The organism is Rhizobium sp. BR 250 (assembly GCF_047445855.1).
GTDB classification, from domain to species: Bacteria; Pseudomonadota; Alphaproteobacteria; order Rhizobiales; family Rhizobiaceae; genus Agrobacterium; species Agrobacterium tumefaciens_I.
In genome coordinates this window covers 197,851-211,376 of the sequence record NZ_JARWKW010000008.1, presented here as the reverse complement: position 1 = coordinate 211,376, position 13,526 = coordinate 197,851, and the positions used below count along the sequence as shown (strand labels likewise).

The 13,526-nt window shown below is 61.5% G+C and carries 11 protein-coding genes; 5 read left to right on the top strand and 6 right to left on the bottom strand.

What is annotated here, in order from left to right; genetic code table 11:
* Nucleotides 1-40 precede the first annotated feature (40 nt).
* Both QD336_RS15040 and QD336_RS15035 read right to left on the bottom strand, forming a co-directional pair.
* Nucleotides 41-1,045: an inorganic phosphate transporter gene (locus QD336_RS15040; RefSeq protein WP_499171220.1), complete on the bottom strand. Its 1,005-nt coding sequence runs from the start codon at nt 1,043-1,045 to the stop codon at nt 41-43.
* Nucleotides 1,045-1,689 (bottom strand): DUF47 domain-containing protein, encoded by a 645-nt coding sequence (locus tag QD336_RS15035; RefSeq protein ID WP_269343273.1) that lies wholly within the window; start codon nt 1,687-1,689, stop codon nt 1,045-1,047. Before QD336_RS15035 ends, QD336_RS15040 begins: the two co-directional genes overlap by 1 nt.
* A 113-nt stretch (nt 1,690-1,802) precedes the next feature.
* On the opposite strand from QD336_RS15035, the gene QD336_RS15030 reads away from it, so the two are divergent.
* A complete protein-coding gene (locus QD336_RS15030) occupies nt 1,803-2,345 on the top strand; it encodes an NUDIX hydrolase (protein ID WP_499171248.1) in 543 nt (180 codons plus the stop codon).
* 44 nt (nt 2,346-2,389) lie between these two features.
* Here the strand turns inward: QD336_RS15030 and QD336_RS15025 are convergent, their stop codons facing one another.
* Together QD336_RS15025 and QD336_RS15020 are read right to left on the bottom strand one after the other, a co-directional pair.
* Nucleotides 2,390-5,530, bottom strand: a complete 3,141-nt coding sequence (locus QD336_RS15025; protein ID WP_499171219.1) for an efflux RND transporter permease subunit — start codon at nt 5,528-5,530, stop codon at nt 2,390-2,392.
* 1 nt (nt 5,531) lies between these two features.
* Nucleotides 5,532-6,680, bottom strand: a complete 1,149-nt coding sequence (locus tag QD336_RS15020) for an efflux RND transporter periplasmic adaptor subunit (protein WP_499171218.1) — start codon at nt 6,678-6,680, stop codon at nt 5,532-5,534.
* A gap of 182 nt (nt 6,681-6,862) precedes the next feature.
* Here QD336_RS15020 and QD336_RS15015 point away from each other — a divergent pair, with 182 nt between their 5' ends.
* The 3 genes from QD336_RS15015 to QD336_RS15005 all read left to right on the top strand — a co-directional run bounded on the left by QD336_RS15015 (nt 6,863) and on the right by QD336_RS15005 (nt 9,851).
* A complete protein-coding gene (locus QD336_RS15015) occupies nt 6,863-7,537 on the top strand; it encodes a response regulator transcription factor (protein ID WP_499171217.1) in 675 nt (224 codons plus the stop codon).
* Nucleotides 7,534-8,868 carry a sensor histidine kinase gene (locus tag QD336_RS15010; RefSeq protein WP_499171216.1) on the top strand — a complete coding sequence of 445 codons (1,335 nt, stop codon included), beginning with the start codon at nt 7,534-7,536 and terminating at the stop codon, nt 8,866-8,868. Before QD336_RS15015 ends, QD336_RS15010 begins: the two co-directional genes overlap by 4 nt.
* A 104-nt stretch (nt 8,869-8,972) precedes the next feature.
* Nucleotides 8,973-9,851, top strand: a complete 879-nt coding sequence (locus QD336_RS15005; RefSeq protein ID WP_269343283.1) for a DUF3313 domain-containing protein — start codon at nt 8,973-8,975, stop codon at nt 9,849-9,851.
* 60 nt (nt 9,852-9,911) lie between these two features.
* Here the strand turns inward: QD336_RS15005 and QD336_RS15000 are convergent, their stop codons facing one another.
* Complete coding sequence (locus tag QD336_RS15000) at nt 9,912-10,820, bottom strand: hydrogen peroxide-inducible genes activator (protein ID WP_499171215.1); 909 nt, start codon at nt 10,818-10,820, stop codon at nt 9,912-9,914.
* Nucleotides 10,821-11,032: 212 nt separating this feature from the next.
* Here QD336_RS15000 and katG point away from each other — a divergent pair, with 212 nt between their 5' ends.
* Complete coding sequence (katG, locus tag QD336_RS14995; RefSeq protein ID WP_499171214.1) at nt 11,033-13,204, top strand: catalase/peroxidase HPI; 2,172 nt, start codon at nt 11,033-11,035, stop codon at nt 13,202-13,204.
* A gap of 100 nt (nt 13,205-13,304) precedes the next feature.
* On the opposite strand, the gene QD336_RS14990 is transcribed toward katG, so the two are convergent.
* A complete protein-coding gene (locus tag QD336_RS14990) occupies nt 13,305-13,481 on the bottom strand; it encodes a hypothetical protein (protein WP_499171213.1) in 177 nt (58 codons plus the stop codon).
* Nucleotides 13,482-13,526: the final 45 nt, after the last annotated feature.

Genomic DNA, 13,526 nt, shown 5'->3' with positions numbered 1-13,526 from the left:
CGGGCGGCTTTTGTTCCGGGAGAGTGGCAATCCGCAGCTATCAGCCGAACAGCGACGTCAGCCCATAAACCGCGGCGGAGATGAGTGCCGCGGCCGGCATGGTCACGATCCAGGCGATGACGATATTGCCGGCAAGGCCCCAGCGCACCGCCGAGACGCGGCGGGCCGCACCCACACCGACGATGGCGCCGGTGATCGTGTGGGTGGTGGACACGGGAATGCCGAGCCAGGTGGCGCCAAACAGGGTCAGCGCGCCACCGGTTTCGGCGCAAAAACCCTGCATCGGATTGAGCCGGGTGATTTTCGATCCCATCGTGTGCACGATACGCCAGCCGCCGAACAGCGTGCCGAGCGCCATGGCCGACTGGCAGGAAATCACCACCCAGAAGGGCACGTAGAAGCTTTCGCCGAGATGCCCCTGGCTGAACAGCAGCACGGCGATGATGCCCATGGTCTTCTGAGCGTCATTGCCGCCGTGGCCGAGCGAATAAAGCGAGGCGGAAATGAACTGCATGACGCGGAAGGTGCGGTCGACCGCAAAAGGCGTCTGCCGAACGAACAGCCACGACACGGCAAGGACCAGAAGCAGCGCCAGGAAAAAGCCGATGGCCGGCGACATGAAGATGGCGCCCACGGTCTTGAGCAGGCCGGACCAGACGATGGAATTAAAGCCCACCTTCGCAAAGCCCGCACCGACGAGACCACCGATCAGCGAGTGCGACGAGCTGGAGGGAATGCCGAAAATCCAGGTGACGATGTTCCAGACGATCGCTCCGATCAGCGCCGCGAAGATGACCTGCGGTGACACGATGGCCGGATCGATGATGCCGGTGCCGAGTGTTTCGGCCACATGCAGGCCGAAGAACAGGAAGGCGATGAAATTGAAGAATGCCGCCCAGGCGACCGCATATTGCGGCCGCAGCACACGGGTGGAAACGATGGTGGCGATGGAGTTTGCGGCGTCGTGCAGGCCGTTCAGGAAATCGAAGAACAGCGCGATGGCAATGAGGCCGACAAGCAGCGGCAGGGCAAGTGCGACATCCATCAGACGTTCTCGATCACGATGCCGCTGATCTCGTTGGCTACATCCTCGAAGCGGTCCACGACCTTTTCGAGTTCGCCATAGATCTCGCTGCCGATCATATAGGCCATGGCATTGCCGCTCGCGCCGTGGCGGCGGAAGAGGTCCTTGAGACCGAGGTCATGAAGTTCGTCCGAGCGGCCTTCAACGCGGGTCACCTCTTCGGCGATGGACGACAGGCGATGCGCATTCGTGCCGACCTTGTTGAGAAGCGGGATGGCCTCCGCGATGAGGCCGGCCGCGCGGACGATTTCGTGGCCCATCTCCTTCATCAGCGGGTCGAACTCGCTCTGTTCGAAAAGCCGGATGGTCTTGACCGTCTTGTGCATCATGTCGATGGCGTCATCCATGGACTGGATGAGGTCCTTGATGTCGCCCCGGTCGAAGGGGGTGATGAAGCTGCGCCTGACCGCAAGCAGAACGTCGCGGGTAATATCGTCCGCCTGGTGTTCCAGCGCGACGATGAGGTCGCAGTTCTTCTCGACGTCGACGCCGCTCAAAAGATGGTCAAGCGCTTCAGCCGCCTTGATGACCGTTTCGGAATGTTTGCTGAACATGTCGAAGAAACGGTCCTCGCGCGGCATCAGCTTGCGAAAAATACTCATCATGCGAATTGGCCCTCAATGGCGCTTTATTAGTTGTGGGGGGTGATTGTCATAAAACTGTCATAAATGTACGCGGGGCATTGATGCAACCCGGAAAATCGGCACTATCAACGGATATGAAACCCGCCAAGAAACGCCGGAAGACCCGCCCGGCCCGTCCACTCACATTGCTTCAGCAGCTGGCTGCTGTTCCGGAAAAGCTCTTCACCGGTGCTTTTCGGCAGCAATATGCCGCGCTCTGCTTCCGTTATGCCGGCAATGGCGGGGATGTCGAAATCCTCCTTGTGACCTCCCGGACCAGCGGACGCTGGATCATTCCGCGCGGCTGGCCGATGAAACGCAAGAAGCCGCATCAGGCGGCGGCCATCGAGGCATGGGAGGAGGCGGGCGTGCGCGGCCGGGTGAGAAAGGACGCCATCGGTCGCTATACCTATCTCAAGATGCTCGATGATGGCGATGTCGTGCCCTGCATGGTCGACGTGTTCCAGATCGAGGTGACGGAGGCCGATGCGCTTTTCAAGGAAAGCGGCGAACGCCTCCTGGAATGGGTGCGCCCTGACGAGGCGGCAAGGCGCGTTCGCGATATCGAGCTGAAATCGCTGTTGGTTGATTTCAAGCCCAAAGGCAAAAAGAAAGGCCGAACGAAGGAGGGCAACTAGCGGCGGCTTTCGCGCCGCCGGCTTCCGCGCCGCCGGGCATTAAGTCACTGGGCCGGGTGATGCGCAGGGTCCGCGTCGCTCGCCGCATCCGGCGCCTTTGGCAGCAGGTGGGCGAAACGCCGCGTGATGCTGTCGATACAGGACAAGATCGCAGGCACCACGATCAGGGTCAGCAGCGTGGAACTGATGAGGCCGCCAACCACCGCATGCGCCATCGGCGCGCGCTGCGCTCCACCCCCGGCCACGGCGAGGCCGAGCGGGATCATGCCGAAGATCATCGCAAGCGTCGTCATGATGATCGGGCGGAAGCGGATGACGCCGGCATTTGCCAGCGCTTCGTTGAGGGAGAGCCCCCGCCGTCGTTCGCGATTGGCGAAATCGACCAGCAATATGCCGTTTTTGGTGACGAGGCCCATCAGCATGATGAAGCCGATCAGCGAGAACATGTTGATGGTGCTACCAGCCACCATGAGGCCGATGAGGACACCGATGAGCGACAGCGGCAGCGACACCATGATGGCGAGCGGTTGCAGGAAGCTGCCGAATTGCGAGGCGAGCACGATATAGATGAAGATGACGGCCATGCTGAGCGCCGTGACCATGTGGCCGATGGTCTCCTGCATGGTTTCGGCCTCACCGCCGAAGCGGATGCGGTAACCCTCCGGCAGATCGCGGCCGGCGGTCAGGCTTTGCAGGGTCTCCGTCACGTCGCCAAGCGTGCGGCCGGCGATATTGGCCGATACCAGTATTTCGCGGCGATTGTCGATACGGCGGATTTCGGCCGGCGCCGGCACGGTGGCGATATCGGCGACCTGATCCAGACGCACCATCTGCGGCGCACCGGTCGGTCCCGTGCGGCCGGTCGCGATCATCAGGTCACCCAGCCTTGCCGCATCGGAGCGCCGCTCGGCGGGCAGGCGAATGACGATATCGTAGCTGTTGCCATTTGCATCGGTCCATTTAGAAACATCCTCGCCGCCGATGAGGGGAGACAGGGCGGCAGCTAGATCGGCCCTGGCAATGCCGAGATCGCTTGCCGCGGCGGGCTTCAGTCGGACGGACAGGATTGCGGTCACATCCTTGGCGCTGGAGGTCACATCCACCAGGCCGGGAATTTTTTTCATATCCTCCACCAGACCGGCGGCGATTTTTTCGAGGACGGCCCGGTCGTCACCGAGGATGCTGAGCTGCACCGGGCTTTCGCCGCCGCCAAGACCGTTCTGCAGGATGTTGATCTCGATACCGGGGATTGCCGACAGGCGTTTGCGGACCGGTTCAGCAAGGGAAAGCGGGGTCTGCGTGCGTGCCGAAAGCGGCACCAGCCCCACGAGAATGGCGGCGCGATGTTTGCCGGCCGCACCGCCTGTATTGACGGTGGAATAAAGCGTCTCGACCTCCGGAAATTCCCTGAGCGCCTTCTCGACCTGCCTGAGCTTCGCCGTCGTATAATCGAGCGAAGAACCGACCGGCGCGGTGACATTGATCTGGAAGCGGCCCTCATCGGCATTCGGAACGAATTCCGTGCCCACCAGCGGCACCATGAACAGGCTGCTGATAAAAATCCCGGCCGTGGCAAGCAGGGTGATGAACCGGTGGCGCAAGGTCCAGCCGATCGCACGCCGGTATTGCCCGGCCATCCATTCGAAGCCACGGTCGAAACGGGCGATCAGCCGGCCAATCGGCCCCCGCTTCGCATCGGCCTGCGCATCCGGATCATACCAGACGCTCGATAGCATAGGATCGAGCGTGAAGGCGACGAAAAGCGAGATCAGCACGGCAGCGGAAACGGTGACGCCGAACTGGTAGAAAAACCGGCCGACGATTCCGTCCATGAAGGCAACCGGCAGGAACACGGCCACGATCGTCGCCGTCGTCGCGATCACCGCAAGCCCGATTTCGTTGGTGCCTTCGAGTGCGGCGCGCAGATGGGATTTGCCCATGTGAAGATGGCGGGTGATGTTTTCGCGCACCACGATGGCGTCATCCACCAGAATACCGATGGACAGCGTCAGGGCCAGCAGGCTGAGCGTGTTGAGGGTGAAACCGAGGAAATCGATTACGGTGAGCGTACCGATGATCGCGATCGGCAGCGTCAACCCGGTGATGACGGTGCTACGCCAGGAATTGAGGAACAGGAAGACGATGGCGACGGCAAGCGCCGCACCTTCGATCAGCGTGGTCTGGACCTGTGTGACCGATTCCCGGATGGGGACCGATGTATCCGTGACAATACGCAATTGCACGTTCTGCGCGGCAAGTTCGGCGTTGAGCGCATCGAGGCGCTTTCGCACGTCGCTCACCACCTGAACCGTATTGGCGTCCTGCACCTTGACGATGTCGATCGCCAGCGCCGTCTGGCCATTATAGAGGGCGCGGTTTTCGGCATCGGCAGCCCCTTGCGAAAGCCTGGCGACGTCGCGAAGCGGGATGGCCACGCCGCCACGCCTTGCCACGACCATATCCAGCAATGCCTGCGGTTCCTCAATGCGCCCCTGCACCTGAATGGTGCGTTCGGAGACGGGATCAACGACGCTGCCGGCCGGGCTGTTGCCGTTTCCGGTCCGCAGCGCGTCCACCACCTCGTTGATACCGATGCCGAGCGCGCGCATGCGTGTCTCGTCGATTGTGACGTCGATCTGCCGTTTGCGACCGCCCACCAGCGTCGCCTGCCCGACGCCGGCAACGGTCGTCAACTGCCGCACCACTCTCTGGTCGGCAAGGGTGGTGAGTGCGGGCACATCGAGCGATGTGGAACTGATCGCCAGCGACAGAACCGGCTCGGCGGCGGGGTCGAACCGCGAGATGACCGGCTTTTTGGCGTCCTCCGGGAAATTCGCCTCGATGGTGGCGATCTTGTCGCGCACCTCCTGTGCGGCGGCCGAACTCTGGACTTCGAGCTTGAATTTCGCGACGACAACCGAACGCCCTTCATAAGAGGTGGATGTCACCTCATCGAGGCCGCCGATGGCGTTCAGCGCGTCCTCAACCGGGCGCGTCACCTCGGTTTCCACCGTCTCCGGCGTTGCGCCGGGATAGGCGGTGACGACCACCACGACGGGAACGTCGACATTGGGATATTGGTCCAGTCCCAGCCGCTGCAATGAAAAGGCGCCCATGACCAGAAGCGCCACCATCATCATGGTGGCGAAGACGGGATGGGCAACGGATATGCGGGTCAAAAACATCTCAACCTGCCTTGTCGATGGTGACGGCCATATCGGGCCGCAATTCGGGAAGCGGCGCCGTCAGGATCGTCTCGCCACCCGCAAGGCCCGCGCCGATCTCGACCAGGCTGTCGCCGTTCCAGCGTGACCCCACGGCAACCGTCTGACGGCGCAGGTGGCCGTCCTGTACCTTGAGGACGTGGTAACCGGTCTCGTCCTTGCGCAGCGCGATGGCGGGAACGACAAGCGCATCGTTTTTTTCACGCAGCAGGATCGATCCGCTGGCGAACATTCCGCCCCACAATTGCCCGTCACGATTGGCAAGCCTGAGATAGACGGCAACGACGCGTGTGCCATCCTCGGCAACCGGGCTGACGCGCTCGACCGTGCCTTTGACGATCTGGCCGGCGAGGCCGTCGATCTCCAGTTCCGCCGTCTGGCCGCGTGCGACGCGTGGAATATCGCGGGTGGCGACAAGGACCTTCGCTTCCAGCACGCTGGTATCGACCAGCGTGAGCAGCTCGCCATCCGCGCCGATACGCGCGCCCGCCTCCGCCAGCCGCCGGGTGATGGTGCCGCTAAATGGCGCACGAATTTCGGCGTTGCGAAGGGCGATCCGGGCGATGTCCACCTGTGCTGAAAGACTTTGAACCCTTGCCGTTTTCACCACGACGTCGCTTTTCGCCTTGTCGAGCTGTTCGGCCGAGGTGATGTTTTTTGCAGCCAGCTGTTCGGTTCGGGTCAGGGCCTGCATCGCCAGCGTCAGCTCCGCCTCGGCCGCATCCCGGTCGCTCTGCCGTAAAAGCAGTGTCGATTGCAAATCGTCGGTTTCGAAACGCACAAGCACATCGCCCGCCCGCACCGCCTGTCCGTCGCGGACATTCATTTCGAGAATCTTGCCGGCCTCACGGGCGCGGATCACGACGCGGTTGACCGGCTGAAGCTCGCCGCTGATGCTGAGCCGCTCCGCCATCGGGCGCGCGCCGATCTTCGATATTTCCGCCGACGTCAGTTCGAAAGGAATGCCGGCCGGGCTCATCGCGGTCGTCGCCACGATATCCTTGATACGCTCATTCGCATCGACGTTTCCGCGCGCCGGATCGAGAGCGGTGACAACGAGGGCGCAGCCCGCAAGCGCCATCCCCGCCTTGATCGTTCTCTTCATCCACATACCGTAATCCTCCAGGCAAAACTCATATCCTGTGACCGCTGGGTCATGTTGCCTGTCCTGCAGGCTGATGGCTTAGGGATAAGCGCCTATAATTGCAGCAGCATTACCCTGCCGCGGCCGCCTTGCCGCAATACTGCCGCAACCTTTCTGGCAGACAAGGGAAGGCGAAGGGACGGTGACGCATGAGACTTCTGTTGATCGAAGACGAAAAGGAAATGGCGGATGCGCTGACGGCAACGCTTGGCAGGCAGGGCATTGTCATCGACCATACAATGTGGCTCGGCGACGCCATGGAACTGACGCGCCAGCATGTCTATGACGCCATCCTGCTCGACCGTCGCCTGCCGGACGGGGAGGGCCTTGCCTTCATTCCGCAGTTGCGCCGCGCCGGCGTCGATACGCCGATCATTCTGCTGACGGCCATGAATGAGCCGGAAGAGCGGATCGCCGGGCTGGATGGCGGCGCCGACGACTATCTCGGCAAGCCGTTCCTCATCGGAGAGCTGCTGGCAAGGGTGCGCGCAGTTTTAAGACGGCCGGCCAACCTCGCGCCGGCCGAGATTACCGCCGGCCGCATCGTCATCGACCCGCTTCATCTGAGCGTCACGATCAATTCGGTTCCCTTCGACCTGCCGAGACGCGAGCTTCTGGTTCTCGTTACGCTGGCGAAACGGAAGGGCAAATCCGTATTGCGCTCCACGCTTGAGGCGGCGGTTTATAATTACGAAGAGGAAATCCAGTCCAATGCGCTCGATGCGCATATATCGCGGCTGCGAAAACGCCTGCTCGATGCATCGGCCGGGGTCGGCGTGCACAATATTCGCGGCATCGGTTATCTGCTGAAGGAAGAGACATGACAGCGCAGGACAAGTCCAATCCGTCATTGTGGTGGAAATTAAGCTGGCAGCTCAGCGTCGTCGTCTCCGCCATGATCGCCGTGGTCATCATCGGTCTCTGCTTTTATGGCGTGACGATGCTTTCGCCCAATATTGCGCTCTGGGACGACCTGTCGGCGACACTAGACGGGACGTTTTCGCTCGATCCGCAAAAAGGATTGGTCATTGCCGAAGGCCCGGCATTGCGAACTCTCAAGGCGGAGAATTCAACGCTCTGGTTTGTGGCTTCCACGCTGGACGGGCAGGTGGCGACCTATGGCGCCGTACCTGCCGTTTATGAGGAACTGTCGCAGTATCTGCATCTGATGACGGATGCCGATATTCGCGGCGGAAAGGGTATCGTCGAGGTCGCCCTGGTTGAAAGCATGGAGACGAACCTCGGTCCCGTAAGGGTCATGTTCGGCGGAGCCACGCATGTCAGCGGGCAGTTTCTGACGCTTCTCGCCGGAACCTACAAGATTTACGTTCCCCTGCTGGCCGTCATTTTGCCTGCCGTGTTCTTCTCGGTTCCGCGCATCGTGCGCCAGGCGCTCTCCGGCCTCAGTTCCGTCGTCAAAAAGGCGCCCGAGATCGATCCGCGCCGGCCGGGCGCGAGGCTTCCCGTCGACGATGTGCCGCGCGAGGTCGTTCCCCTGATCATTGCCTTCAACAGCATCCTCGAACGGCTGGAGGAGCAGTTTCGGGCGCGGCAGCGTTTTCTCATCGATGCGGCGCATGAGTTGCGAACGCCGATTGCCATCATGCAGACCCGGATCGAGGGTTTGCCCGGGCCGGAACAGCAACGCCTGATGGAGGATGTCGCGCGGCTTGGGGAAACCACCGAACAGCTTCTGGCCTTCGAACGCAACGATCAGGTGAACGACCGGCGTGAGACGGTGGACCTTGTCGAGATGGCACGCACCGTCGTCGCCGATCTTGCGCCGCTTGCGCTCTCGGCGGGCTATGACATCTCCTTCGAGACGCAGAGCGCGCGATACGAGGTGCAGGGCAACCCGTTCACCCTGCCGCGCGCCATCAGCAATATCGTGCGCAATGCCATCGATCACGGTGGAAACAGTGGGGCGATCCATGTTTCGGTTCTCGCCAACGGCGAAATCGCGATTTCCGACGAGGGACGGGGAATAGCCGAAGACCAGCAGGAGCGGATTTTCGAGCCTTTTTACCGCATCACGCCGCGCAGCACCGGGGCAGGGCTTGGGCTCAGCCTCGTCAAGCAGATCGTCGCCAATCACGACGGGCGAATCTTCCTGGACAGCAGCGCCTTCGGAAGCACCTTCCGGTTGCGTTTTTGAGCCCGTCCTGAATGTCATACAGAGGCGTAATTGTAATGTTGCCGCAATTTTCGCCGTCGTACCGTGTGGGCGGGGGTTCAACCATGCCAACCGGAGTATATGCAGTGAAACAGCAGTGGAATCTGTTTGCCCGGGCTTCCGGCGATAAGGCGGCCCGGAGCCGCGGCATCGCCTTTGCGACCTTGCCCTTCGCCATCATCATGTCCGGCTGCACCTCCGTGCCGCTCAAGGAAGGCGGCACGCTGACCTCCTATGCGCAACTGAGCCCCGCCAAGGGCAAGTTCACCAAATCGCGGAGCTTCGTGGACGCCTATGGCTTGGCCGCGGTAAAAACCGTTGCCATCGTGCCGACCACATTTTCCTTCGCCGCCTCGTCGCGCGTCACATCGGAAAAGGACCGCGCGCTTGTCTCGAACGCGCTTGATCGTGCCATCTGCGTGGCGCTCAGCGACAAGTACCGCATCGCCGCGCTTGGCCAGCCGGCGGACATGACGGTGCGCACCGTCATCACCGATCTGGTGCCGACCGACAAGACCATGGCGGGGGTATCGACGGCGGTGTCGCTCGGCAGCAGTTTTGTCCTGCCGGTCAGTGTGCCGCGTCTGCCCTTCGGGCTCGGCGGTCTCGCCGTCGAGGCGGAAGCGGTGGATAACACCGGTGTCCAGCGTGCGGCAGCCATCTGGTCCAAGGGCGCGAATTCCATCACCAGCGATCCCCGTGTATCGGAAATCGGCGATGCTTATGGACTTGCGGCCGATTTCTCCAATTATTTCGCGCGCATTCTGGTGACGGGCAAGGTTTCCGACGGGCTGAACCTCTCCATTCCCTCCGGCCATCGCATTCGGTCCGCTCTGGGCGGGAAACCGAAATATGTCGAATGTGACGCCTATGGCCGGTCACGCGGCTTGAAGGGCATGGTGGCCGACAAGTTCGGCGCACCACCGGAATGGACCGACAGACACGCAGGGGCGGCATCGCGATAAGTCAGCCGCCACATCTCTGGTCGCGCGCATTGCGATGTGCGCGATCATCCGGCCGAGCCATCATGATACGAGGCCGAGTTTCTGAAGGCCGCATTCGCGGACGATCTCGGAAATATGGGCGAACTGCGCCGAAAGCGGATTGCTCTTGCGCCAGACCATGCCGATGGTGCGCGACGGGCGCGGTTCCGCCAGACGAAACACCGAGACGGTGGATTGCCGCGTTTCCATATCGACCGCCATCTGCGGAATGAGCGTGACGCCGATACCCGCGCCGACCATCTGCACCAGCGTGGAAAGCGAACTGCCCTCCATCAGCACGCGCGGCGGCGCATTCGTGGTGCTGCAGAAAGAGAGTGCCTGGTTGCGGAAACAATGGCCTTCCTCCAGCAGCAGCAGGCGCATTTCACCCAGCTTGTCGGCACTCGGAACCGGCATGCCGGCATCCTCCATCGGCCGCACCAGAATGAATTCCTCCGAAAACAGCGGAACTTCTTCCAGAGCGGGTTCCGAGACGGGCAGCGCAACGATCGCCATGTCGAGCCGGGCTTCCAGAAGGTCTTCGATGAGCTTCTGCGTTACCGCCTCGCGCGGGCGTGCCTCCAGTCCGGGATAGTGCCGGGTCAGCGTCTTGATTACCTGCGGCAAAAGATAGGGCGCGACGGTGGGAATGACGCCGATGCGCAGGCGGCCGCTGAGCGGGCCATGCCCCGCGCGCGCCAGATCCTGCAATTCGTCCACCGACCGCAGGATCGCGCGGGTGCGCTCGGCGAATTCTTCGCCAAGTGCCGTCAGCCGGATCTGGCGGCTGCCCCGTTCAACCAGCGGCGCGCCGATCAGTTCCTCCAGTTCGCGGATCTGCAAAGACAGCGCGGGCTGGGAAATGGCGCAGGATTCCGCCGCGCGCCCGAAATGGCCGATCTTGGCCAGCGCGTCGAAATAACGAAGATGTTTCATGGAGAGCGCAATCATAAGCTCAGCATATCGCAGCCTTTAGAATATACAATTGGAAATTATGGAACCCGGCTGTTAGTCATCGTCATGACAGAAAGAGGCTGTAGCTGTGAAAGATCAGAAGCGTCGTTGCGGGGTTTTCCCAGGGTCCGTCGCGGGCTAGAATTCCAGCATGCTGCACATGTCGAATTGATTATTTCGTTTAATTGCTAAACCCATCGGAGGGCGAAATGGACGCAACTTCAAAACCGGCTGGCAAGTGTCCCGTCATGCATGGAGGCAATACGGCCTCTGGCAAATCGGTTACCGAATGGTGGCCGAACGCGCTGAACCTCGATATCCTGCATCAGCACGACACCAAGACCAATCCGCTCGGCACCTCCTTCAACTATCGTGAAGCGCTCAAGACCCTTGATGTCGAAGCCCTCAAGGCCGATCTGCGCGCCCTGATGACCGACAGCCAGGAATGGTGGCCGGCCGACTGGGGCAGCTATGTCGGCATGATGGCGCGCGTTACCTGGCATGCCGCCGGTTCCTATCGTGTGACCGACGGTCGCGGTGGTGCCAACACCGGTAACCAGCGTTTTGCACCGCTCAATTCCTGGCCGGACAATGTCAACACCGACAAGGGCCGCCGCCTGCTGTGGCCGATCAAGAAGAAATACGGCAACAAGATTTCCTGGGCCGATCTCATCGCGCTCGCCGGCACGATCGCTTACGACGTCGCCGGTCTGAAGACCTTCGGTTTCGCCTTCGGCCGAGAAGATATCTGGGCGCCGGAAAAAGACACCTATTGGGGTGATGAAAAGGAATGGCTGGCGCCGAGCGACGGCCGTTATGGCGATGTGAGCAAGCCCGAGACACTGGAAAACCCGCTTGCCGCCGTGCAGATGGGCCTCATCTACGTCAACCCGGAAGGTGTCAACGGCAAGTCCGATCCGCTGGCGACGGCGGCGCAGATGCGCGAAACCTTTGCCCGCATGGGCATGGATGACGAGGAAACCGTTGCCCTGACCGCCGGCGGCCACACCATCGGCAAGTCGCACGGCAATGGCAGCGCCGCCAATCTCAGCCCCGATCCGGAAGCTGCAGGCCCGGAATATCAGGGTCTCGGCTGGATCAATACCAAGGGTCGCGGCATCGGCCGTGACACCGTGGTGTCGGGTATCGAAGGCGCGTGGACGAGCGAGCCCACCAAGTGGGACAACGGCTTCTTCGACATGCTGTTCAAGCATGAGTGGACCTTGACGCACAGCCCCGCCGGTGCATCGCAATGGGCGCCGATCACCATCGCCGAAGAGGACAAGCCGGTCGACGTCGAGGATGCCTCGATCCGCACCATTCCGATGATGACCGATGCCGACATGGCCCTGAAGGTCGATCCGATCTACCGCGAGATTTCGCTGAAGTTCAAGGATGATCAGGACCATTTCTCCGAGGTCTTCGCCCGCGCATGGTTCAAGCTGACGCATCGCGACATGGGGCCGAAGTCCCGTTACATCGGCCCGGATGTTCCGGCTGAAGACCTGATCTGGCAGGATCCGATCCCGGCAGGTTCGACGAGCTACGATGTCGCTGCCGTCAAGGCGAAGATCGCTGCTTCCGGTTTTTCGGTTGCCGATCTGGTTTCGACCGCATGGGACAGCGCCCGCACCTTCCGCGGCTCGGACAAACGCGGCGGCGCCAATGGCGCACGTATTCGCTTGGCACCGCAGAAGGATTGGGAAGGCAACGAGCCCGCCCGTCTTTCCCGCGTGCTCTCGGTTCTTGAGCCGATCGCCCGTGAAACCGGCGCAAGCATCGCCGATGTGATCGTTCTGGCCGGCAATTACGGTGTGGAGCAGGCGGCGAAAGCGGCCGGTTTCGACATCGCCGTGCCTTTCGCGGCTGGCCGTGGTGACGCTTCCGCCGAACAGACGGATGCCGACAGCTTCGCGCCGCTTGAACCGCTGGCGGATGGTTTCCGCAACTGGGTCAAGAAGGACTATGTGGTCAGCCCCGAAGAGCTGCTGCTCGACCGCGCGCAGCTTCTCGGCCTCACCGCGCCGGAACTGACCGTCCTCATTGGTGGCCTGCGCGTCATCGGCGCCAATTACGGTGGTGCGGCGCACGGCGTCTTCACCGACAAGCCGGGTGCGCTGACGACGGATTTCTTCACGACGCTGACGGACATGGCTTATTCCTGGGTTCCGACCGGCAACAATCTCTATGAGATCCGTGATCGCAAGACCGGCGCAGCCAAATATTCGGCGACCCGTGTCGATCTCGTGATTGGCTCCAACTCCATCCTGCGCGCCTATGCGGAAGTTTATGCGCAGGACGACAACAGGGAAAAATTCGTCCGCGACTTCATCGCCGCCTGGACGAAGGTGATGAACGCCGACCGTTTCGACCTGCTCTGAGCGGAAAACCTGTTCGCCGAAAAAACAACACCTCCCCGAGCGATCGGGGAGGTGTTTTTATTTTTCGCCGTCGAGATCAACGGCACGCCATATTCATCGGTCAGCGATGGCCCGAGGGCGGAACCTGCCGTTCAGGTGACGATTTTTCGTTTTTTCCCGAAGGCGTCTTTCCATTCTTCTCATTTTCATGGGCATCGGGGCCGGCAACAATCACGCCACGGCCCTGCTCTTCGCGTTTCTTGTCGGCGAAGTTGCCCGTTTCCTTTTTCTCGCTCATCACTGTCTCCTTGGTCCTGGTTCGTCCATGACACAACGGATGACG